We start from the raw sequence: 20,477 nt of genomic DNA, 5'->3' as shown, positions 1-20,477 counted from the left end.
TGCACCCGCGTGTCGGGCGGCGCCGCGCGGACGCCTCCTCACGTGCCGGTCAGATGCTCCGGCCGCACGGGGACGCGGACGAGGGCGCGCCCGGTCGCCGCGCGGATGGCCGCGACGACGGCCGGGGTCGAGGACAGGGTCGGGGCCTCGCCGACGCCGCGCAGCCCGTACGGGGCGTGGTCGTCGGCGAGTTCGAGCACGTCGACGGGGATGGGCGGCGTGTCGAGGATGGTGGGGATCAGATAGTCGGTGAAGGACGGGTTCCGGACCGTGCCCCGCTCTCCGACCAGGATCTCCTCCATGACGGCCAGCCCCAGGCCCTGGGTCGTGCCCCCCTGGATCTGCCCGACGACCGACAGCGGGTTGAGCGCCTTGCCGACGTCCTGGGCGCAGGCGAGTTCGACGACCTTGACCAGACCCAGTTCGGTGTCGACGTCCACGACGGCACGGTGCGCCGCGAAGGAGTACTGGACGTGCCCGCGGCCCTGCCCGGTGCGCAGGTCGAAGGGCTCGGTGGGGCGGTGCCGCCACTCCCGTTCGATGTCGATCACCTCGTCGCCCAGCACCTCGGCGAGCCCCGCCAGCACCTCCCCGCTCTCGGTGACGACCTTCCCGCCCTCCAGCCGCAGCCCGGCGGTGGCCCAGGCAGGGTGGCTCGCGCCGAACACGGCGCGGCCCAGCTCCAGGACGCGTGCGCGCACCGCCTCGCAGGTGTGCCGCACCGCGCCGCCGGTGACGTACGTCTGCCGGGACGCGGAGGTGGAGCCGGCCGAACCGACCTGGGTGTCGGCGGGATTGATGGTCACCTGGGCGACGCCGAGCTCGGTGCGGGCGATCTGGGCGTGGACGGTGACGCCGCCCTGGCCGACCTCGGCCATCGCGGTGTGGACGGTCGCCACCGGCTCGCCGGCGATCACCTCCAGCCGGACGCGGGCCGTGGAGTAGTCGTCGAAGCCCTCGGAGAAGCCGACGTTCTTGATTCCGACGGCGTAGCCGACGCCGCGCACGACGCCTTCGCCGTGGGTGGTGTTGGACGCTCCGCCGGGCAGCTCGCGGATGTCCACGCGCCCGCCGGCGCTCTCCCACTCCCGCTCGGGCGGCATCGGCATCGCCTTGACGCGGCGCAGCAGTTCGGCGACGGGCGCGGGGGCGTCCACGACCTGTCCGGTGGGCATGACGCTGCCCTGGGACATCGCGTTGATCTGACGGAACTCCACCGGGTCCATGCCGAGTGCGGCGGCGAGCCTGTCCATCTGCGCCTCGTAGGCGAAGCAGGCCTGGACCGCGCCGAAGCCGCGCATGGCGCCGCAGGGCGGGTTGTTGGTGTAGAGCGCGAGCGCCTCGATGTCGACGTCGTCGATCACGTACGGGCCGGCGCCCAGGGAGGCGGCGTTGCCGACGACGGCCGGGGAGGAGGAGGCGTAGGCGCCACCGTCGAGCACGATGCGGCAGCGCATGTGGGTGATCTTCCCGTCGCGGGTGGCTCCGTGCTCGTAGTGGAGCCGGGCGGGGTGCCGGTGGACGTGCCCGAAGAAGGACTCGAAGCGGTTGTAGACCATCTTGACGGGCTTGCCGGTGCGCAGCGCCAGCAGGCAGGCGTGGATCTGCATCGACAGGTCCTCGCGCCCGCCGAAGGCGCCGCCGACGCCGGAGAGCGTCATGCGGACCTTCTCCTCGGGCAGGCCGAGGACGGGGGCGATCTGGCGGAGGTCGGCGTGCAGCCACTGGGTGGCGAGGTAGAGGTCGACGCCGCCGTCCTCGGCGGGGACGGCGAGGCCCGACTCGGGGCCGAGGAAGGCCTGGTCCTGCATGCCGACCTCGTAGTCGCCGGTGACGATCACGTCGGCGCGCCGGGCGGCCGCGTCGGCGTCGCCGCGGACGATCGGCTGGCGGTGCACGATGTTGGGGTGCGGGACATGGCCGCTGTGGCGGTCGGTGCGGCCCTCGTGGAGCAGCGGCGCGTCCGGGGCGGTGGCGGTCGCCTCGTCGACGACGACGGGCAGTTCCCGGTACGCGACGCGGATCTCGGCGGCCGCGCGGCGGGCCGTCTCGGGGTGGTCGGCGGCGACCAGCGCGACCGGTTCGCCGTGGTGGCGGACCCGGCCGTGGGCGAGGACGGGGGTGTCCTGGATCTCCAGTCCGTAGTGCCGGACGTCCGTGGGCAGGTCGTCGTAGGTGAGCACGGCGTACACACCGGGGCGCGCCAGCGCCCGCGAGACGTCGAGGGAGACGATCTCGGCGTGCGCGTGCGGGCTGCGCAGCGTGTGGCCCCAGAGCATGTCCTCGTGCCACAGGTCGGAGGCGTAGGCGAACTCGCCCGTGGTCTTGAGGACGCCGTCGGGGCGCAGCGTGGACTCGCCGACGCCGCCCCGGGTCTCGCTGCCCTGGGTGGTGGGTGTGGGGGTGCGGGTCACGCCCATGGCGGTCAGGCCTCCGTCGCCGTGCGGGCGGCCGCGAGGCGGACCGCGTCGAGGATCGTCTCGTAGCCGGTGCAGCGGCACAGGTTCCCGGACAGGGCCTCGCGGATGTCGGCGTCGGTGGGCTGCGCGGTGCGCTCCAGCAGTTCGTCGGCGGCGACCAGCAGCCCGGGGGTGCAGAAGCCGCACTGGACGGCTCCCGCGTCGACGAAGGCCTGCTGGACGGGCGACAGTTCCGTCGCAGGGCCCGCAGCAGACGCCTGCCATCGCCGCGCGGTGCCCGGATCGGTTCCGGGACCGGTCCGGGGACCGCCCGCGGCCCGCCGCTTGGCGTAGTCGGCCAGGCCCTCGACGGTGACGACCTCCCGGTCCTGCACCTGCCCCGCGGCCACCAGGCAGGCGCACACCGGCACGCCGTCCAGCCGGACGGTGCACGAACCGCACTCGCCCTGCTCGCAGGCGTTCTTGGAGCCCGGCAGGCCCATGCGCTCACGCAGGACGTACAGCAGGCTCTCGCCCTCCCAGACGTCGTCGGCCTCCTGACGCCGCCCGTTGACGGTGAAACTCACGCGCATCGCACACCCCTCTCCCCGCCGCGGAACTCCTCCCACGCCCAGCCGAACGTGCGCCGGGCCATCACCCCCAGCGCGTGCCGCCGGTACGCCGCGCTCCCGCGCACATCGTCGATCGGGCTCGCGCACCCCGCGACCAACTCCGCGAACCGGCCCACCACGGACGCCGGGACAACCCCCGCGCCCTCCCACAGCCCCTCCTCCTCCAGCGCCGCGGCCAGGAACTCCTCGGCCGCGGCGGCGCGGATCGGGGTGGGCGCGGCCGAGCCGATGCCGGTGCGCACCGTCCGGGTCGCCGGGTGCAGGGCGAGGCCGAAGGCGCAGACCGCGATGACCATGGCATTGCGCGTGCCGACCTTCGAGAACTGCTGGGGCCCGTCGGCCCGGGCGATGTGCACGGCCCGGATCAGCTCGTCCGGGGCAAGGGCGTTGCGCTTCACCCCGGTGTAGAACTCGTCGACCGGGATGAGCCGGGTGCCGCGCACGGACACCGCCTCCACCTCGGCGCCGGCGGCGAGCAGCGGCGGGTGCGAGTCGCCCGCCGGTGAGGCGGCGCCGAGATTGCCGCCGACGCTGCCCCGGTTGCGGATCTGCGGCGAGCCCACGGTGCGCGCGGCGAGCGCGAGGCCGGGCAGTTCCCCGCTCAGGGCCTCGATGACGCGGGCGTAGGGGACGGCGGCGCCCAGTCGTACGGTCTCCTCCCCCACTTCCCATGCGTACAGGTCGCCGACGCGGTTCAGGTCCAGCAGGACACCGGGCCGGCGGTGGCCGAAGTTGATCTCGACCATGACGTCGGTGCCACCCGCGATGGGCACGGCCGAGGGGTGCTCCGCCTTGGCGGCAAGGGCCTCCTCCCAGGTCGCGGGACGCAGAAAGTCCATGAGCGCTCTCTTCTTCGTCGAGGGGCGGTCGGCTGGTCGTGTCCCGTTCACGCTCTGTGATCCAGTACACGGCGAGCGCGGTGCCGGGTGCAGTCACCGAAGACATGAAGCACATCGCTGGTCGTTAAGCTGGCCTTGTAGGTTCCTCCGAAGGACGCGCACGTGAAATCTGTCGGCATCGTCGCCGCAACACCGGGGCGACCGGGCGTGCGCCACCCTGGTACCGGCTCCGACGAGGAAACGTTCGAGACAAGGCGACGACGATGCGGCTGCGCGCACTGCTGGACACCGATTCCCTCGGCCTGCGGCTGCTCGGCGGCGAGGAGGAGCTGGACCGCGCGGTGCGGGGCGTGATGACCACCGACCTCAAGGACCCCAGCCGCTACCTGTCCGGCGGCGAGCTGGTGCTGACCGGGCTGGCGTGGCGCCGCGGGCCGGAGGACTCGGAGCGCTTCGTGCGGATCCTGGCCGCCGCCGGTGTCGCCGGGCTCGCGGCGGGGGAGGCCGAGTCCGGCCCCGTCCCGGACGACCTGGTGCTGGCCTGCGCCCGGCACCGGCTGCCGCTGTTCGCGGTCGACGAGGAGGTCGCCTTCGCCTCCGTCACGGAGCACATCGTCCGCCAGGTCTCCACCGAGCGGGCCGGGGACCTGGCCGCCGTGGTCGAACGGCACCGCAGGCTGATGACCGCCGGGCCCGGCGGCGGCGGTCCCGACGCCGTCCTGGACCTGCTCGGCAGCGACCTCGACCTGCGCGCCTGGGTGCTGTCCGCCACCGGGCGCCGGATCGCCGGCGCGATCCACCCGCTGCCCGCCGGCGCGGGGGCCCAGCTCGCCGCCGAGCACCTGGCCGCCGCCCGGTCCGGCCGCCGCGCGCCGTACCGCGCGCACGTCGCGGGGCGCCCCTTCTCGCTCTTCCCCGTCCGCGGCGGCGTCCCGGCCGACGACATCCGCGGCACGCTGCTCTCCGACTGGTTCCTGGCCGTCGAGGCCGACGCGGGTGACTGGCCGGCCGAGCGCCTGGACCTGCTGGACGGCGTCACCCAGCTCATCGCGGTGGAGCGCGAACGTCGGGACGCCACGCGCACCGTGCGCCGCCGGCTCGCCACCGAGGTGCTGGACCTCGTGCAGACCGGCGCGGCGCCGGGCGAGATCGGCGCCCGGCTGCGCCTGGCCGCCCCCGTGCCGGCGCCGGGGCTCGGCGCCGCGCCCCACTGGCAGGTCGTCGTCGCCCGCGTCGACTGGGCGGGCGACGGGCCCGCGGCGGGCCCGGCCGCCCAGGCCCTGCTGGAGGAGGCCCTGGTCGACCCGGGCGCTGTCGGACCCGACTCCGCCGACCTCGTCGCCGTCGCCCACACGGGCGAGGAGGCGACGGCCCTCGTCCCGTCGTCGTCGCTGGAGTCCGACGGCGCCGCCCCCGCGCTGACCGCCGAGGGCCTGCTCTCCGTTCTGATCGGCCCCCTCTCCCCGGGCCTCGGCGAGGACGGGCGACTCACCATCGGTGTCAGCTCCGCCGTCCACTCCGCCGACGGGCTGCGGGGCGCCCTGGAGGAGGCCCGCCACGCCCGCCGCGTCGCCGCCGCCCGCCCGGGCCGGGTCTGCGTCGCCGGCCATGAGGAACTGGCCTCCCACGTCCTGCTGCTGCCGTTCGTCCCCGACGACGTCCGCCGCGCCTTCACCGCCCACCTTCTGGACCCGCTGCGCGCCTACGACCGGCGGCACCGCGCGGAGCTCGTGCCCACGCTCGAGGCCTTCCTCGAGTCCGACGGCTCCTGGACCCGCTGCGCGAACCGGCTGCATCTGCACGTCAACACTCTGCGCTACCGCATCGGCCGGATCGAGCAACTGACGGGCCGCGACCTGTCGCGCCTCGAGGACAGGCTCGACTTCTTCCTGGCCCTGCGCATGAGCTGACGCGCCCCGGGCCGGAGCGGCACCGCACGGACCGCACCGTCGGCGACGGCGGCAGCCGCGTCGCCGGCCTGGGGCGCGAGGTGCCGCCGAAGGCGGGAAACCGATCACACGCCGTCCGCCCTCTTGGCGTGGCACCCGGTGTCGTGCTGGACTTCCGGCAACCGGCTCAATGGCGCGCTTCGGGGAGGGCAAGTGGCGGACATCGCCATGTCGGACGCAGAAGTGGGACCGAACGCGGCGGGTGGCGGTACGCCGCCCGACGTCTCGCGGCTGCGGGGCCGCGGGTGCTGGACGGAGGCCGCGCAGCTGCTCGCACCGCACGCGGAGCGCTTGCCCGGGGCGGCGACACGGCGGGCGGCGTTGCTGATCGAGCGCTGCATGTACACCCTGGACGGCTGGGCGGAGGCCGAGGACGCCCTGCGCACGGCGGAGGCACTGGCCCGTACGGACGACGAGCGCGGCGAGGCCGCCTGCGAACGCGGCAACCTGGCGTATCTGGCGACGCTCTTCGGCCTCCGCGACCGGGCCGACGAGGCGCGGGCCGCCCTGATGCGCAGCGCCGCGCTGCTGCCTCCCGGTGCGGCGGGGCGGCCGCTGCTGGACTTCCGGCGCGGGCTGGTCGCGGAGAACCTGGGCGAGGACTCGGCCGCGGCGCGTGCCGCCTACCGGCGGGCGCACGCGGGTGCGGTGGCCCACGGCGACCTGCTGCTGACCTCGTACACCTGGCGGCATCTGGCCGGGCTCGCGGCCCGCGACGGGGATGTCGCCGAGGCGCGCCACGGCTTCGCCGAGTCGCTGCGGATCCGGGTGGAGCTCGGCTACGCGGTCGGTGTCGCGCCCGCCCTGGCGGCGCTGGCCGGGGTCACCTCGGATCCCGAGGCCGAGCGGCTGCGCGCGGAGGCGGCGCGCCTGGTCCGGACGCTGGGCGGGGTGCCCGTGTGGCTGGCCGAGGAGCTGGAGGTGGACGCGGGCTGAGCCTCACGTCCCGCAGACGTGCCCGCGCACCAGTGACTCGACGGCCGCGAGGTCCCCGCCGGCCAGTGCCTCCAGCAGCGCCGCGTGCTGTGTGGCGTCGGTGACCAGGCGGGCGCTGGTGCCGCGCGCGGGAGCCGCGCCGGGTCGGGCGCACCCGTGGTCCTCGGTGACCGGCCACTGCGCCCTGCGGTGCAGCTCGTCCGCCACGGCGACGAGCTGCCGGTTGCCGGAGAGCTCCAGCAGGGCGCGGTGGAAGGCCCGGTCCGACTCTGCGTAGACGGCGCGGTCGCCCTGGGCCGCGGCGGCCACCGTGGCGTCGGCGAGCGGGCGCAGCTGCTCCCAGCGGGCCGCCGGGAGGGTGCGCGCCATGCGCAGGACGACGGGGACCTCCAGCAGCGCGCGCACCTCGGCGAGCTCGGCCATGTCCCGGCTGCTGCGCTCGGCCACCCTGAAACCCTTGTTCGGCATGGCCTCCACCGCGCCCTCACGGGCCAGCAGTTGCATCGCCTCGCGCACCGGGGTGGCCGAGACCCCGAAGCGCTCGGCCAGCGCGGGCGCGGAGTACACGGCCCCGGGGCACAGCTCGCCACTGAGCAGGGCGCCGCGCAGAGCGCCCAGCACCTGGTCGCGTACGGTCTGCCGCTCGGGCAGCCGGCGCGGCCGGGGGAATCCTCCGGCGCGGTCCGGGTCGCTCTCGGCACCGGGCTCGGCGTGCGGGTGGGCGCCCCGGACCCGCTCGTCGCCGCCAGGGGGCGACCCGGGCGCCGCGGGGCGCCGCGGGGCGCGAGGGGCGTGGTCCACAGGGCCTCCTTGGGGCAGTCGTGTGCGCCGGCGCACTACCCGGGGGTGGCTACGCCGCCCTCTATTGCAACACGCTGAGCGACCGGCCTCGCGCGCCCGGGGGACGGCCCGGCCTCCCCATCGTCCGGGACCGGCCGTGTCTCGGGCCGCGGTAGGTCTGGCCGCGGCACGCGTCCCGCTCACATGTTCCATACCCGAGGACCGGTTCGAGCATTTCGGTGATCTCACCACCACGCCGAACCTCTTTTGAGTCGTCTTGACCTGAAACCGCGTCACACCCGCCACGCCTTCGCCAATATGGCGCGCTGACGCCGTTTCGCGGCCCGAGCGCGACGGTACCGCGACGCAAGGAATCACACGATGAGACTTACGGACATAACGCTGGACTGGGCGCTCCCGGGCGCCGCGGGTCTGCTGGTCCTCGCCGCCGCGGCGGTGCTCCTGCACAACCGCAAGGCCCGCAAGGCGGACGCGGGCCAGGCCGATTCCTGGGAGCGCGCGGAAGAACGGCGCCGCAAGAAGGAGGCCGTCTACGGCACGGCCTCCTACGTCCTGCTCTTCGGGTGCGCCTCGGTCGCAGCGGCGCTCTCCTTCCACGGCCTGGTCGGCTTCGGCCGGCAGAACCTCGGCCTGTCCGGCGGCTGGGAGTACCTGGTGCCCTTCGGGCTGGACGGCGCCGCCATGTTCTGCTCGGTCCTCGCCGTCCGCGAGGCCAGCCACGGTGACGCGGCGCTGGGCTCGCGGCTGCTGGTGTGGCTGTTCGCCGGCGCGGCGGCCTGGTTCAACTGGGTGCACGCGCCCCGGGGAGGCGGCCACGCCGGCGCCCCGGAGTTCTTCGCGGGCATGTCGCTGTCCGCGGCCGTGCTCTTCGACCGCGCCCTCAAGCAGACCCGCCGGGCAGCCCTGCGCGAGCAGGGGTTGATCCCGCGGCCGCTCCCGCAGATCCGCATGGTCCGCTGGCTGCGTGCGCCCCGCGAGACGTACGGCGCCTGGTCGCTGATGCTCCTCGAGGGCGTCCGCACTCTGGACGAAGCCGTCGAGGAGGTCCGCGAGGACCGCGCCCGCAAGGAGCAGGAGGGCCTGCGCCGCCGCGAGCACGAGCGCCTGGAGCGCGCCCGCATCAAGGCGATCAACCGGCAGCACCGCATCTGGAACCGCGGCGGCAGCAAGTACGAACTCCCCTCCTCGGCAGCGGCCGGTAGCCAGGCCGGCGCGGAGCCCGCCATAGAAGCGGACAAGGCGGGACTGCCGCGGCGATCCCGTCCCGCCCTGTCGCCCGTGCGTGAGGAGACCCGCGCGACCATCGACCTCACCGCCGAGGACGACACCACGGCTCTCCCCAAGCTGGACTCACTGGAGCGCAAGCTCGCCGACCTGGAGCGCCAGTACGGCTGACAGCACGTGCCCCGGTCCGGATTCCCGGCCGGGGTGTCGGCGCCTCGCGGGACACTCGGTATGGCGGCTCGACGGCCGTGCCCTTGGGGGGACGGCCGTGTCCTCCCTTGGAGCGGCGGCCGGTCGTGGCGCGCGGCCGCGGGAAGGTGGTGCGGCGGCCGTTCGCCGGCGGTTCAAGCGACCCCGGCGTCGAGTGCGAACCAGACGATCTTCCCTGTGCCGTCGCCGTCGGGGCGGACTCCCCAGGCGTCGGCGAGCGACTGGACGAGCTGCAGTCCGCGCCCGGAGGTGCGGCGCTCGGAGGGGGCGCGCAGCCGAGGGTGGCGGGTCGTGAAGTCGCGCACCTCGACCGTGAGTCGGCTGCCGCTGCCGGACTGCAACGTCACGGTGAGAACGGCGCCGCGGTCGGTGTGGCACAGGGCGTTGGTGACGAGTTCGGTGGTGAGGAGTTCGGCGGTACCGGCCAGGGCGGGTACGCCCCAGCGCCGTAACGCCTCGCGCAGCATCCTGCGGACGTCGCCGACGGCCGGCAGATCGGCGGGCCGAAGGGGGCGGTGCAGTCGGCGAACCCCGTCGGGCCCTTCGGTCTCCGGGCCGTCACGTGGGACACGTGGAGCAGGCGGGACAGGCAGGGCGGGGTGAACGGGGTGGGCTGGCTGGACCGGCTGAACCGGCTGGACTGTCTTCGAAGGCTGTGAGTGCCGTGAGGACTGGACAGGCTGACGTTCCATCGGCTCCGCTCCGGCCGCTGACGCCCTTTCGGGGTCGAACATCGACGCGCAATGCATGCCCCGTCGCAGCCACGCTCAGTCATGTACTGACGACGGATCGTCCCGTCCCTCCATTGCATGCACTGCATGCAATGGATACACTGCTGGGGTGCAGCAGACAGACGCCGCGCACTCGCGGCTACGGGAAATGATCCTTGAGGGGGTGTACGCCCCCGGCCAGCGCCTGACCGAGCTCGAGGCCGCGGCGGTGCTGGCCATGAGCCGCACCCCGGTGCGCGAGGCGTTGCGGGCGCTGGTCTCCGACGGGCTGGTGCGGGCCACGGGGCGCGGGGTGAGCGTCGTCGACCTGGGGCCGCAGGCGCTGCGGCACGCGTACGAGGTGCGGGGCGCGTTGGAGGGGCTGACGGCGGAGCTGGCCGCCGAGCGGCAGCGGCGTGGTGAGATAGCGCCCGCCGAACTGACCGCCCTGGAGCGACTCGTGGCGGACGCGGAGGAGGCCGCGGACGACGGCCGGCCGGTCGACGCCGCCCGGCACAACCGGTGCTTCCACACCCGGATCGCCACACTCTCGGCGAACCCGGTGGCCGCCGGGTCGCTCGAGCGGCTGTGGGACCAGATCCATATCTCCACACGGCGGTCGCCGGCTGCGCCGGAGCGCCGCGGCCACATCGCCGCGCAGCACCGCCGGCTGCTGGCGGCGATCGCCGCCGGCCGCGCCGACGAGGCTCACGCGGCCGCCCGTGAGCACGTCAGGGACACCTGTGCCGCCCATGAGCGGGACGAGACGAACAAGGAGGGTTGACCGTGCCGGACATCAGCAAGCGCCACACCTACACCACCGAAGTCGTCTGGACGGGGAACCGGGGCTCGGGCACCAGTGCGTATCGCGCTTACGGGCGGGAGCACGAGCTCACCGCTCCCGGCCTGCCCGTTCCCCCGATACCCGGCAGCTCCGACCCCGCCTTCCGCGGCGACCGGGCCCGGTGGAATCCCGAGCAGCTGCTGCTCGCCGCGCTGTCGCAGTGCCACATGCTGTCGTATCTGCACGTGTGCACCGCCGCAGGCGTGGTGGTCACCGGCTACACCGACCGGGCGGAGGGAACTATGGAGGAGACCGGCGACGGCGGCGGGCACTTCACGGGTGTCCTGCTGCGGCCTCGGGTGGAGGTGTCCTCCGCCACCATGGTGGACGCCGCTGTCGAACTGCACTCCGAAGCCCACCGGCTGTGCTTCATCGCCGGCTCGGTCAACTTCCCCGTGCGCCATGAGGCAGAGGTCGCCGTCGCCTCGGACGGCTGACCTCCCCTCGTGGAGCGGGCGCCGGTCAGAGCAGGCCCCGCAGGACGTTGCCCTCGGTGGTGAGGTAGTTGGAGCGGTAGTCGAAGCGGCGCGCTCGAGCGAACAGCAGGTAGTAGTACTTCGCGTTCTCGCTGAACCAGTAGCCCGGGGTCAGGTCGCCCAGCTTCATGGGACGGGCGGTCACGTCCCGGACGACGGTGTAACCGTTGGCCACCTTGCAGTACCGCCTCTGCCGCCGGAACATCTCGGCGGCCCGCTGCCGGTAGATCTCCTTGCCCGTGACCAGCCACAGGAAGAAGCAGGAGTCCACGTACTCCGGGCGCAGCGGATAGGAGGGATCCAGGGCGCGCATGCCGCGGTAGTCCAGGCTCTCGGGCGGCAGACGGAAGGAGCGCAGGACGGCGGTCCAGCTGTTGTGGTAAGCCTCGCCCTCGGCGATGTGTCCGCTCTGGGCGAGCAGTCCGGCGTAGAAGGAGGTCAGTTCGGACTGTGCGTGCCCGGTGGCGGCGCCCGTGCGCATGTCCGCCTGACGGAACCAGAGCCGTCCCGAGCGGCGCTCGGAAAGGTGCCTGAGCACACCCGCGGTGAGCGTGGTGTACCAGGTGCGCAGGTCCTTGTCGCCGTACAGCTCCCAGCCGTCCCAGAGGTACTCGTAGAAGGAGTCGACGGGCGGGTCGAGGGTGGCGGTGGTGCCGGTCCACGCGCCCGTCTCGACGTTCATGCTGGTGCCGAGCAGGTTCAGCCGCGAGCGGTGGTCGTAGACGGCGAGCAGGGCCCGCTTCGCCGCGTTGTAGTACTTCCGGTTCCCGGTGAGCCGGGACAGCTCGCCGAACTCGGTGATGCAGGTGCCGATCTCCGCGAGGTGGTTCTCCTTGCCGGAGACCGCTCCGGTGGACAGGTTCACATAGCGGTAGGGGGCCCCGGTGGGCGACCGCGTGAAAGCTGGGAGCAGCCGGTCCGCCAGTTCGCGGGCGCGGTCGAGCAGCACCGGGTCCTTGGTGGCGAGGTGCCCCGACAGGAGTCCGCCGACCAGGCGGATGATCGCCTCGAAGACCTGCACGGGAGCGTCCTGTTCGAGCACGAGGTCGTCGCGCACCCACCGGACGGCAGCGTCCAGCTCCTCGTCCAGTTCCATCAGGTAGAGGGTGTCCAGCGCCTCGACGATCGTCAGGCCGAGGGTGCTGCCGGGGATGAAGAAGTCCGAACCGGTGCCGGTCAGCGGCCGCAACTCGTCGCGTCCCCAGGCGAGTCTGCGGTAGGCGTCCCATGCGGTGCGGAACTCGGCGACGGACGCGCGGGCGAGTGCCGCGTACGGGTCGGCGGAGGCCGCCGCGGTGCCGGGCAGGGACAGAGAGGGGACGGCGGCGAGAGGGGCGAGCCGGGCTGCGGTACCGAGGAATCTGCGCCGGGAGAGTCCGCGGGGACGCGCGATGTTTCTCATGCCCCGAAAACCCCGTCCGCCTTCCGGGCGTTACGGGACACCGCCGCATTGACGGGGAATCCATCCGGTGAGCCGACGCGAGGAGCTGAGATGCACGACGACCGACTGCTGGTCGAGGGCCGTCTGACCAGGGCCATGGACCAGTTCGTCCGGCCCGCCCGCTACGCCGACCGGGTGCCCCTGGTCATGTCGGCGTGGCATGTGGAGGACCGGCGGGAAGATCCCCTGCCGGTCGCCGAGGCGCTGAAGGCGTGGTCGGACGGAGAGTTCGAGCCGTTCTCCGTGGGCACCCCCTGGGGGCCGCCGTGGTCGACCAGCTGGTTCCGGCTGGAGGGCACGGTGCCGGCGGCTTGGGCGGGCCGCCGGGTCGAGGCCGTGATCGACCCGGGGTTCGGCGAGAACGGCCCGGGGTTCGTGGCCGAGGGCATGGTGTACGACGCCGAGGGCGTACCGGTCAAGGGCGTCCATCCGCTCAACCGCCACGTGCCGGTGGCTCGTCCGGCCGCCGGGGGCGAGCGGGTGAGCCTGCTGCTGGAGGCCGCGGCCAACCCCGCCGTGCTGCGGGACTGGCGGCCGACACCGCTGGGCGACGTGCTGACGGCCGGGTCCGCCCCGCTCTACCGCTTCGACACCGCCGAATTGGCCGTCCTGGACGAGGAGGTCTGGCACCTGGAGCTGGACGTGGAGGTCCTCGAGGGCCTGATGCACGAGCTGGAGTTCCACGATCCGCGCCGCCACGAGATCCTGCGGGCGCTGGAGGACGCCCTGGACGCGCTCGACCTGCACGACGTTCACGGCACCGCCGCGGACGCCCGTCGCGCCCTGGCCGAAGTGCTGTCCCGGCCGGCGCACGCCAGCGCGCACCGCGTCTCGGCGACCGGCCACGCCCACATCGACTCGGCGTGGCTGTGGCCACTGCGGGAGACCGTCCGCAAGGCGTCCCGCACCTTCGCGAACGTCACGGCGCTCGCCCGCGACTACCCCGAGCTGGTCTTCTCCTGCTCGCAGGCCCAGCAGTACGCCTGGGTCAAGGAGCACCAGCCGGTGGTCTGGCAGCGCATCCAGCAGGCCGTCAGGACGGGTAACTGGGCGCCCGTCGGCTCCATGTGGGTGGAGTCCGACGCCAACATGCCCGGCGGCGAGGCGCTGGCCCGCCAGCTCGTCCACGGCAAGCGCTTCTTCCTCGACGAGCTGGGGGTGGAGACGGAGGAGATCTGGCTGCCGGACTCCTTCGGCTACACCGCGGCCTTCCCGCAGCTGGCGAAGCTCGCGGGGGTCCGCTGGTTCCTCACCCAGAAGCTGTCCTGGAACCAGTCCAACAAGATGCCGCACCACACGTTCTGGTGGGAGGGCATCGACGGCACGCGCGTGTTCACGCACTTCCCGCCCGTCGACACCTACAACTCGCAGCTCTCCGGCCGCGAACTGGCCCACGCGGTGCGCAACTTCGCCGAGAAGGGGCGCGCCACCCGCTCCCTGGTGCCGTTCGGCTGGGGCGACGGCGGCGGCGGTCCGACCCGGGAGATGCTGGAGAAGGCGCGCCGACTGCGCAGTCTGGAGGGTGCGCCCCGGGTGGACATCGAGAAGCCGGCCGCCTTCTTCACGGCCGCAGAGACCGAGTACGGCGAACGGGCCCCGGTGTGGTCCGGTGAGCTCTACCTGGAGCTGCACCGGGCGACGTACACCACGCAGGCCAAGACCAAGCAGGGCAACCGGCGCAGTGAGCACCTGCTGCGCGAGGCCGAGTTGTGGTGCGCGACGGCCGCGCTGGACGGCTCGTCCTCGTACGCCTATCCGTACGAGGAGCTGGACCGGATCTGGAAGACGGTGCTGCTGCACCAGTTCCACGACATCCTGCCGGGCAGTTCCATCGCCTGGGTGCACCGCGAGGCACGCGACACCTACGCGCAGGTGCGGGAGGAACTGGAGGAGCTTGTCGCGGCGGCGGTGCGGGCACTGGGCGCCGGCGGTGGTCAGGGTTCTCCCTTCGTGCTCAACGCCTCGCCGTACGCGCGGCAGGAGGTGGTCGAGCTGGACGCCGCCGCGGCGGGCGCCCTGCCGCAGGGCGGCGACGCGCAGCTTCTGGGCGACGGCCGGGCGGCGGTGGCCGTCAGTGTGCCGGCGCTGGGCTGCGCGGCCGTCGAGGGAGGGGCGGACACCGCCGTGGAGCCGGTGGGCGCGATGCGCGAGGACGGCTGTCTCGTGCTCGGCAACGGCCTGCTTCGGGTCGCCGTCGACCGCGACGGTCTGCTGGCCTCGGTCCGGGACCTGAGCGCCGGCCGGGAGGTGCTGGCTCGGGGGGCGCGGGGCAACCTGCTGCAGTTGCACCCCGACCACCCCACCCGGTGGGACGCCTGGGACATCGACTGCCACTACCGGCGCAAGCACACCGACCTTACCTCGGCGGAGTCCGTGGAGCTGGTGGAGGAGGGGCCGCTGCGGGCCGCCGTCCGGATCGTGCGCACCTTCGGCGGCAGCCGGATCGTACAGGAGCTGCGGCTGACCGCCGGCAGCCGCCGTCTGGACGTGCTGACGGAGGTCGACTGGCACGAGTCGGAGAAGGTGCTGAAGGCGTCCTTCCCGCTGGACGTGCTCGCCGAGCGCTCCACCGCCGAGATCCAGTTCGGGCATGTGCACCGCCCCACCCACGCCAACACCGGCTGGGACGCGGCCCGGTTCGAGATCTGCGCCCACCGCTGGCTGCACGTCGGCGAGCCCGGCTACGGGGTCGCGCTGCTCAACGACTCCACGTACGGCCACGACGCGGGACGCTCCGGCACCGACACCACCGTCCGGCTCACCCTGCTGCGCGCTCCGCACAGCCCCGATCCGCACACCGACCAGGGCGCCCACCGCTTCCGCTACGCCCTGCTGCCCGGCGCGACGGTGGGCGACGCGGTCGCGGAGGGGCTCGCCCTCAACCTGCCGCTGCGGCAGGCGCGGTCACTGGCGTCGCGGCAACCGCTGCTGCGGGTCTCGCACCCGGCCGTCACCGTGGAGTCGGTCAAGCTCGCCGACGACCGCTCCGGCGACGTGGTGGTGCGCCTGTACGAGTCGCGGGGCGACCGCGCCTCGGGCACGCTCACCACGGAATTCCCGCTCGCCGGCGCCCGGGTCACCGACCTGCTGGAGCGCCCGCTGGAGGAAGCCGCACGCGAGGGCCGCGCGGTGGCCGTCACGCTGCGCCCGTTCCAGATCCTGACGCTGCGGTTGACTCCCGGGCCGCGTCAGTCGTCCCAGACGGCGACCGCCGTGCGGTCGCCGTCGTAGCCCTCGACCCTGGTCCGGGTGTCGCCGAGGAAGGCCTCAAGGCCCGGGGGCTCGGCGGCGCCCCACCGCTGCGTCAGGTGGGCGGCGAGGGCGGGCTCGCCGCGCAGCGGCCCGGCCAGGCCGCCGCTGCACAGCAGCAGGGTGTCGCCGGGGCGGGCCACTGTGGCGCGGAAGCGGAAGCGTACGGCAGGGCCGTCTCCCGACTCGGGGTCCTCCGGTTGCCAGGGGTCGAGGTCCTGCCACTCCCCGCCGCGGATGCGGTAGAGCCCGCCGTCGCCAGTCCCGAAGAAGAGCCGGATGCGGCAGTCGGGGTCGGCGGGCAGGAGGAGGCAGCGCAGGGTGGCGGTGTACTCGGCCGGGTCCAGACCCAGTTCCTGTCCGCGGGCCCGCAGCCGTCCGCGGCAGCGGTCGGTGAGCCGGTGCAGCCCGGACTTCAGGGAGCCCCGGCGAGAGGAGCGGATGTCCTCGCCGAGCCGGGCCCGGCTGCGGCCCACCGCTGCCGCCATCCACCTGCAGACGTCGTGGGCGGCGCGGTGGGCGGTGGCCGAGTCGCGCGGCCCGGTGGCGACGGCGACCAGCAGGAGAGCGTCGTCGCCGTCGCCGAAGCGTGCGGTCAGCACGGCGTCGCGGCGCGGCTCGCCCCGCAGGCGGGCGGTGGCGCCGCGCACCGAGGCCGTACGAAGTGTCAGCAGTCCGTAGCGGGCGCCGTCGAGTTCGGTGTCCGGGACGAGGTCGTCGAGTGCGTCCGGGTGCGCCTCAGGCCAGGCCGTGGGCTCGGGGTCGTATGTGGCCGAGCCGTCGCCGAGGTAGGGCGCCTCGGGGCGGGCCTGATCAGGCCCGGCTGCCGGGGCGGACGCGGCGGCGGGGATCTCTGGCGGCAGGGGTCCTGGGGGTTTTGGAGGGCCAGGGGGTGCCGCGGGCCTCCGGGGATCCGCGGCGGACCCTGCGGCCGGGACCCAGCCCGGGGGCAGCGCGGGCGGTTGCGGGGCCTGTTCGGCCGCTGTCCGCGGGTGGGGCGGGCCCTGGTGCTGCCAGGGGCGCGCGGCGGGTGGGACGGTTCCCGGCGGCGGGACCGGGCGACGCAGCCGCAGAGTGTCGGGCGAGCCCGCGTCGTCCGTGTCGGTGCCGCCGGGGCCGCCGCGGGATGGGCCGCCCGGGGCCGCCGTCCGATCCGTCGGCCACGGGTCGGCCTGCCGCGGCACCGCGTCGCGGCCGTCCGACCCCTCGGCCTCCGTCACTTCGCCGTCGGCAGCTTCGCTGTCGCCCCCTTCGCCGAGGGCGGAGAGCGCCGAGCTGTAGCGGTCGTCGAGCGTGTCGCCGACCTCCCGGCCGACGGAGTCCGGCTGCCCGTACAACTGCCGCCACCACTCGTCCTCCTGGCGGCGGCCCGTCTCCCCCTGCTGGCTCATGCCCCCAGTGTCCACCGGCGGCTGCGCGTCGGAACAGGGTTCGGGCACACGAACGGTCCGACGTACGAGCCCCTCCTCGGGCCGCACGTCGGACGATCCAGCAGGGACACCCTGCCAGGACAGGGCCCTGAGCAGCACTGCCGTACGGGTACGCCGGGTACGCCGCCGCCGAGGGGCGCCCCGAGTCGGCGCGCGCCGCACATACGGACAACTCGGCGCACGTACATGCGAGTTGTTCCACCAGGCGTGTGAGAGGGCACGGCCGAGGGAAGGTCACGTTCGAACATCGAAGGTGAAGGCGCGGTGAAACGCGCCTCGAACGGGCTGGAGGAGCCATGGTCTATTCGATCGTCCTCGGCGTCGTCATCGTCGCGCTCGGCCTCGGCAGCATCGTCTACACCTTCTGGCACGAGGGCAGCCCGCTGACCCTGCGCCGTGGCGGCGAGCGCCACAACGGACCCGGATGACCGCCGGCCCGGCACCCTGCGAGGGGGCCGGGCCGGGTCCGGTCAGTACACCTTGCGGTGACCGCCGCCGCGCTTGCGCTCGTACATCTCGCGCCCCGCGGCGGAGCGCGTCTTCCACTCGCGCCGGATCTCGGCGCGCAGCCGCGCGTCGGTGCGGGAGGCGATCCACGCGTTCTCACGGAGCAGCTTGCGGTAGCTGTCCAGCCGGCGGTGGGTCAGCGTGCCGTCCTCCAGGGCGGCGAGGACCGCGCACCCGGGCTCGGAGTCGTGCGAGCAGTCGTGGAAGCGGCATGCGCCGGCCAGTGCCTCGATGTCGGAGAAGGTCTGGGTGAGACCGGCGTCGGCGTCCCACAGTCCGACCCCGCGCAGCCCAGGGGTGTCGATGATCACCCCGCCGCCGGGCAGCGGCAGCAGGTCGCGCGTGGTCGTGGTGTGCCGGCCCTTGCCGTCGCTGTCTCGGATGGCCTGCACCTCCTGGACCTCGCGGCCCAGAAGTGCGTTGGTGAGCGTGGACTTGCCCGCCCCCGACTGCCCGAGCAGCACGGACGTGATGCCGCCCAGCGCCTGCGCCACCTCCGGCACCCCCTCGCCGGTGGCGGCGCTGACGACGAGGACCTCCACGCCGGGCGCCGCGCCGCGGGCGTCGTCCGCCAGAGGAGCGGGATCGTCGACGAGGTCGGCCTTGGTGAGGACGACCAGCGGCTGCGCACCACTGGTCCACGCCAGGGACACGAAGCGTTCGAGGCGCCCGAGGTCGAGTTCCGCGGCGATCGACACGGCGATGACCGCCAGATCGACGTTGGCCGCGAGGACCTGTCCCTCCGAGCGCTTGGAGGAGGTGGAGCGGACGAAGGTGGTGCGGCGCGGCAGCAGCGCGCGTACCGCGGGGCCGCCGGCCGGGGCCTCGTCGACGGCGACCCAGTCGCCGGTGCAGGCGATCCGCAGGGGATCGCGGGTGAAGACGTCTTCGGTGTCGGCGCGTACGGCCTTCAGACCGTGCTCGCCGTCGGGGAGGACGACGTCGCACAGCCCGCGGTCGACCCGGACGATGCGGCCGGGTGTGAGTCCCCGCTCCGCGTGGACGGCGAAGTCGATGTCGTGTGCCGAGTCCCAGCCGTAGGCGGTGAGCGCGGTGAACGGCTGCGGGACGGATCCGTTGGTCAACGGAGGAGAGCCCTTCGGGAGGGCGGTCGCGTGGTGCTGTGCCGTCGGATGCTTGGCGACGGGCCGGGTCAGCCGGCGACCGCTGAGGTGATGTCGATGATCTTCTGAATGCGGGCAGCGCCCATCGCGGCGACAGTCATCGTCCACACCTCCCAATTCGCTCGTGGTCTGACGGAAACACCCTAGCCGGTACGCCGGAGGACCCCGCAACGGTTTTTCCGGCGGGCTCACGCCGTCTCGCTGTAGCGCTCCCCCGCGTACTGCCGCACCACCGGCAAGACGGTCTCCGCGCCACCGGGCAGCCGGTCCAGCCGCACCAAGGAGAAGGCCTTGTGACCGTCGATCAGGTATGAGGGGTCGTCGTCCGGACGGCTGCCCGGCAGCGGCCACACCACCAGCCACAAACCGGTTTCGCCCGAGGTCGGCGAGCGGTGGACCGTGACGGCCGCGATGTCCCTCCATGCGAAGAACGACTCGTCATTGCCCGCCTGGCGCATGCCGATCCCCTCCGGCCCGACGCGCAGGCGCAGCGGTTTGCGCCAGCGCCCGTACGAACGGCCCGCGAGGCACCAGCAGCAGATCGCGCCGGGCGGCGCGACGGCGGCGAAGGCCGCGGGGCCGACGACGCGGCCGTGGACGAGTTCCCAGAACGAGTAGCTGTGGACGACGGCGATCGCCGCCCAGACCAAGGTCCAGGTGCCCGCCCGCCGCCCGTCCACGAACTGCCGTTCCTCCCCGAGCACGCGCGATTCCGGCCCCGAAACGGTCACCGGGACCGGCGGGCGCACCGAACGCGGCGCCGTCTCGAAGGCGGCGCCGCCGTGCTCGGCGAGCACAGCCGTCAGTTCGCGAACGCTCTGGTCCAGGTCCTCGCAGTGGACGAGCGTGTAACGCCGCCGGTCGCCGAGGGTACGGTCGGGCTTGCGGGGGAAGGCCACACCCGGCGCCGGCCACAGCATGAGTCGCGGCTTGGGCGGCGAGGTGGTCTCGCTGTCCCCTCTGTTGGGGACGTGCCAGAGGGAGACCGCGTCGATCTGCTCCCATGCGAGCTCCGCGTCGTGCAGCGTGATGCCGAACGCGTCGATCCGCAGCCGGAACGGCCGCCGCGCCTTGCGCAGGTCCTTCGCCCCGGCCCAGGCCGCGAGCCCCCCCCAGGAAGCCCAGCACCAGGGGGCCCGTCGCACTGCGCGAGGCGAGCAGCCACACCACTGCCACCCCGACCGTCGCCAGGCCTCCGGTCACCCATCGCCGGCCTCGTCTCACGAGCGTCCGCTCCACCGAGAACTCCACCGCTCCACCCCCTTGACGGCCCCACCCGCGTCTCATGATGCGCACACCGGTGCGTGCGGCTGCCGCCTCGAGCCGGGTGTTGCCCAACCGTGACGCCCGCCCCGTCGGCGGCTTCGAGCGTTCGCCGTCCCGTCACCGGTCATCCACCCGAGGAGGCGTCGGTGACGCGGGACATCGGGTTCCGCGGTGGGGCGCGGGTTCGGCATGCCTCGTGTCGAGCCCCGCGTCGTTGCGGTCGGGCACGCCGATCCCCATGTCCAGGTCGGCCGCCAACAGTCGGGTCGGGGGCGCGCCCCTGAAGTGCCGGTCCCGTTGTCACACCCTCGGAACGCCACGCCGTCGGGCGATCCACCGGGACCGGTTCTCTCACGCGCCGGAGCCGTCATCCCGAGCGCCGCTTGCCGGGGGCGTGCACTCGTGGGCGCTGATCCAGTGCCCGGCGTTCTGCGGCAGGG

Annotated in this window: 16 protein-coding genes; 7 read left to right on the top strand and 9 right to left on the bottom strand. The window is 73.8% G+C overall.

Annotated features, from left to right (window positions below):
• Positions 1 to 38 precede the first annotated feature (38 nt).
• Genes pucD through ACRWND_RS01215 form a run of 3 tightly spaced genes read right to left on the bottom strand, consistent with a single transcriptional unit; the run spans position 39 to position 3,870 of the window.
• Positions 39 to 2,420, bottom strand: a complete 2,382-nt coding sequence (gene pucD, locus ACRWND_RS01225; protein ID WP_431944868.1) for a xanthine dehydrogenase subunit D — start codon at positions 2,418 to 2,420, stop codon at positions 39 to 41.
• 5 nt (positions 2,421 to 2,425) lie between these two features.
• Positions 2,426 to 2,992: a (2Fe-2S)-binding protein gene (locus ACRWND_RS01220; RefSeq protein WP_431944866.1), complete on the bottom strand. Its 567-nt coding sequence runs from the start codon at positions 2,990 to 2,992 to the stop codon at positions 2,426 to 2,428.
• Positions 2,983 to 3,870 (bottom strand): FAD binding domain-containing protein, encoded by an 888-nt coding sequence (locus ACRWND_RS01215; protein WP_431944864.1) that lies wholly within the window; start codon positions 3,868 to 3,870, stop codon positions 2,983 to 2,985. The genes ACRWND_RS01220 and ACRWND_RS01215 overlap by 10 nt, the downstream gene beginning before the upstream one ends.
• Before the next feature lie 263 nt (positions 3,871 to 4,133).
• On the opposite strand from ACRWND_RS01215, the gene ACRWND_RS01210 reads away from it, so the two are divergent.
• Together ACRWND_RS01210 and ACRWND_RS01205 are read left to right on the top strand one after the other, a co-directional pair.
• Positions 4,134 to 5,780: a PucR family transcriptional regulator gene (locus ACRWND_RS01210; RefSeq protein ID WP_431944862.1), complete on the top strand. Its 1,647-nt coding sequence runs from the start codon at positions 4,134 to 4,136 to the stop codon at positions 5,778 to 5,780.
• Between the two features lie 207 nt (positions 5,781 to 5,987).
• Positions 5,988 to 6,755, top strand: a complete 768-nt coding sequence (locus ACRWND_RS01205) for a hypothetical protein (protein ID WP_431944860.1) — start codon at positions 5,988 to 5,990, stop codon at positions 6,753 to 6,755.
• A gap of 3 nt (positions 6,756 to 6,758) precedes the next feature.
• On the opposite strand, the gene ACRWND_RS01200 is transcribed toward ACRWND_RS01205, so the two are convergent.
• Complete coding sequence (locus ACRWND_RS01200; protein ID WP_431944858.1) at positions 6,759 to 7,556, bottom strand: GntR family transcriptional regulator; 798 nt, start codon at positions 7,554 to 7,556, stop codon at positions 6,759 to 6,761.
• A 360-nt stretch (positions 7,557 to 7,916) separates the two neighbouring features.
• Here ACRWND_RS01200 and ACRWND_RS01195 point away from each other — a divergent pair, with 360 nt between their 5' ends.
• Positions 7,917 to 8,951, top strand: coding sequence for a DUF2637 domain-containing protein (locus ACRWND_RS01195; protein WP_431944856.1), 1,035 nt, complete (start codon positions 7,917 to 7,919; stop codon positions 8,949 to 8,951).
• Between the two features lie 173 nt (positions 8,952 to 9,124).
• Here ACRWND_RS01195 and ACRWND_RS01190 read toward each other — a convergent pair whose 3' ends face one another.
• On the bottom strand, positions 9,125 to 9,484 hold the full coding sequence (locus tag ACRWND_RS01190; protein WP_431945077.1) for an ATP-binding protein: 360 nt from the start codon (positions 9,482 to 9,484) through the stop codon (positions 9,125 to 9,127).
• Between the two features lie 346 nt (positions 9,485 to 9,830).
• Here ACRWND_RS01190 and ACRWND_RS01185 point away from each other — a divergent pair, with 346 nt between their 5' ends.
• Both ACRWND_RS01185 and ACRWND_RS01180 read left to right on the top strand, forming a co-directional pair.
• Positions 9,831 to 10,484 carry a GntR family transcriptional regulator gene (locus ACRWND_RS01185; RefSeq protein WP_431944854.1) on the top strand — a complete coding sequence of 218 codons (654 nt, stop codon included), beginning with the start codon at positions 9,831 to 9,833 and terminating at the stop codon, positions 10,482 to 10,484.
• Positions 10,485 to 10,486: 2 nt separating this feature from the next.
• Positions 10,487 to 10,981 (top strand): OsmC family protein, encoded by a 495-nt coding sequence (locus ACRWND_RS01180; protein WP_431944852.1) that lies wholly within the window; start codon positions 10,487 to 10,489, stop codon positions 10,979 to 10,981.
• A 25-nt stretch (positions 10,982 to 11,006) separates the two neighbouring features.
• On the opposite strand, the gene ACRWND_RS01175 is transcribed toward ACRWND_RS01180, so the two are convergent.
• Positions 11,007 to 12,422: a glycoside hydrolase family 47 protein gene (locus ACRWND_RS01175; protein ID WP_431944850.1), complete on the bottom strand. Its 1,416-nt coding sequence runs from the start codon at positions 12,420 to 12,422 to the stop codon at positions 11,007 to 11,009.
• A gap of 90 nt (positions 12,423 to 12,512) precedes the next feature.
• Here ACRWND_RS01175 and ACRWND_RS01170 point away from each other — a divergent pair, with 90 nt between their 5' ends.
• Positions 12,513 to 15,692: an alpha-mannosidase gene (locus ACRWND_RS01170; protein ID WP_431944848.1), complete on the top strand. Its 3,180-nt coding sequence runs from the start codon at positions 12,513 to 12,515 to the stop codon at positions 15,690 to 15,692.
• Here ACRWND_RS01170 and ACRWND_RS01165 read toward each other — a convergent pair.
• Positions 15,650 to 17,101, bottom strand: coding sequence for a protein phosphatase 2C domain-containing protein (locus tag ACRWND_RS01165; RefSeq protein ID WP_431944846.1), 1,452 nt, complete (start codon positions 17,099 to 17,101; stop codon positions 15,650 to 15,652). The genes ACRWND_RS01170 and ACRWND_RS01165 overlap by 43 nt on opposite strands.
• A gap of 335 nt (positions 17,102 to 17,436) precedes the next feature.
• On the opposite strand from ACRWND_RS01165, the gene ACRWND_RS01160 reads away from it, so the two are divergent.
• A complete protein-coding gene (locus ACRWND_RS01160; RefSeq protein ID WP_431944844.1) occupies positions 17,437 to 17,568 on the top strand; it encodes a hypothetical protein in 132 nt (43 codons plus the stop codon).
• Positions 17,569 to 17,610: 42 nt separating this feature from the next.
• On the opposite strand, the gene rsgA is transcribed toward ACRWND_RS01160, so the two are convergent.
• Both rsgA and ACRWND_RS01150 read right to left on the bottom strand, forming a co-directional pair.
• Positions 17,611 to 18,732, bottom strand: coding sequence for a ribosome small subunit-dependent GTPase A (rsgA, locus tag ACRWND_RS01155; RefSeq protein ID WP_431944842.1), 1,122 nt, complete (start codon positions 18,730 to 18,732; stop codon positions 17,611 to 17,613).
• Positions 18,733 to 18,959: 227 nt separating this feature from the next.
• Positions 18,960 to 19,916 carry a hypothetical protein gene (locus ACRWND_RS01150; protein ID WP_431944840.1) on the bottom strand — a complete coding sequence of 319 codons (957 nt, stop codon included), beginning with the start codon at positions 19,914 to 19,916 and terminating at the stop codon, positions 18,960 to 18,962.
• Positions 19,917 to 20,477 lie beyond the last annotated feature (561 nt).

Origin of the sequence: Actinacidiphila sp. bgisy167 (assembly GCF_965342175.1) — a bacterium.
Taxonomy (GTDB): Bacteria; Actinomycetota; Actinomycetes; order Streptomycetales; family Streptomycetaceae; genus Actinacidiphila.
Note: the sequence above shows the minus strand (reverse complement) of the source record. Positions and strands in the feature narration are given on the sequence as shown.

Coding starts and splice junctions, on each gene's coding strand:
- pucD (WP_431944868.1), bottom strand. CDS start 2,420: ATGGGCGTGACCCGCACCCCCACACCCACCACCCAGGGCAGCGAGACC.
- ACRWND_RS01220 (WP_431944866.1), bottom strand. CDS start 2,992: ATGCGCGTGAGTTTCACCGTCAACGGGCGGCGTCAGGAGGCCGACGAC.
- ACRWND_RS01215 (WP_431944864.1), bottom strand. CDS start 3,870: ATGGACTTTCTGCGTCCCGCGACCTGGGAGGAGGCCCTTGCCGCCAAG.
- ACRWND_RS01210 (WP_431944862.1), top strand. CDS start 4,134: ATGCGGCTGCGCGCACTGCTGGACACCGATTCCCTCGGCCTGCGGCTG.
- ACRWND_RS01205 (WP_431944860.1), top strand. CDS start 5,988: ATGTCGGACGCAGAAGTGGGACCGAACGCGGCGGGTGGCGGTACGCCG.
- ACRWND_RS01195 (WP_431944856.1), top strand. CDS start 7,917: ATGAGACTTACGGACATAACGCTGGACTGGGCGCTCCCGGGCGCCGCG.
- ACRWND_RS01175 (WP_431944850.1), bottom strand. CDS start 12,422: ATGAGAAACATCGCGCGTCCCCGCGGACTCTCCCGGCGCAGATTCCTC.
- ACRWND_RS01170 (WP_431944848.1), top strand. CDS start 12,513: ATGCACGACGACCGACTGCTGGTCGAGGGCCGTCTGACCAGGGCCATG.
- ACRWND_RS01165 (WP_431944846.1), bottom strand. CDS start 17,101: ATGAGCCAGCAGGGGGAGACGGGCCGCCGCCAGGAGGACGAGTGGTGG.
- ACRWND_RS01160 (WP_431944844.1), top strand. CDS start 17,437: ATGGTCTATTCGATCGTCCTCGGCGTCGTCATCGTCGCGCTCGGCCTC.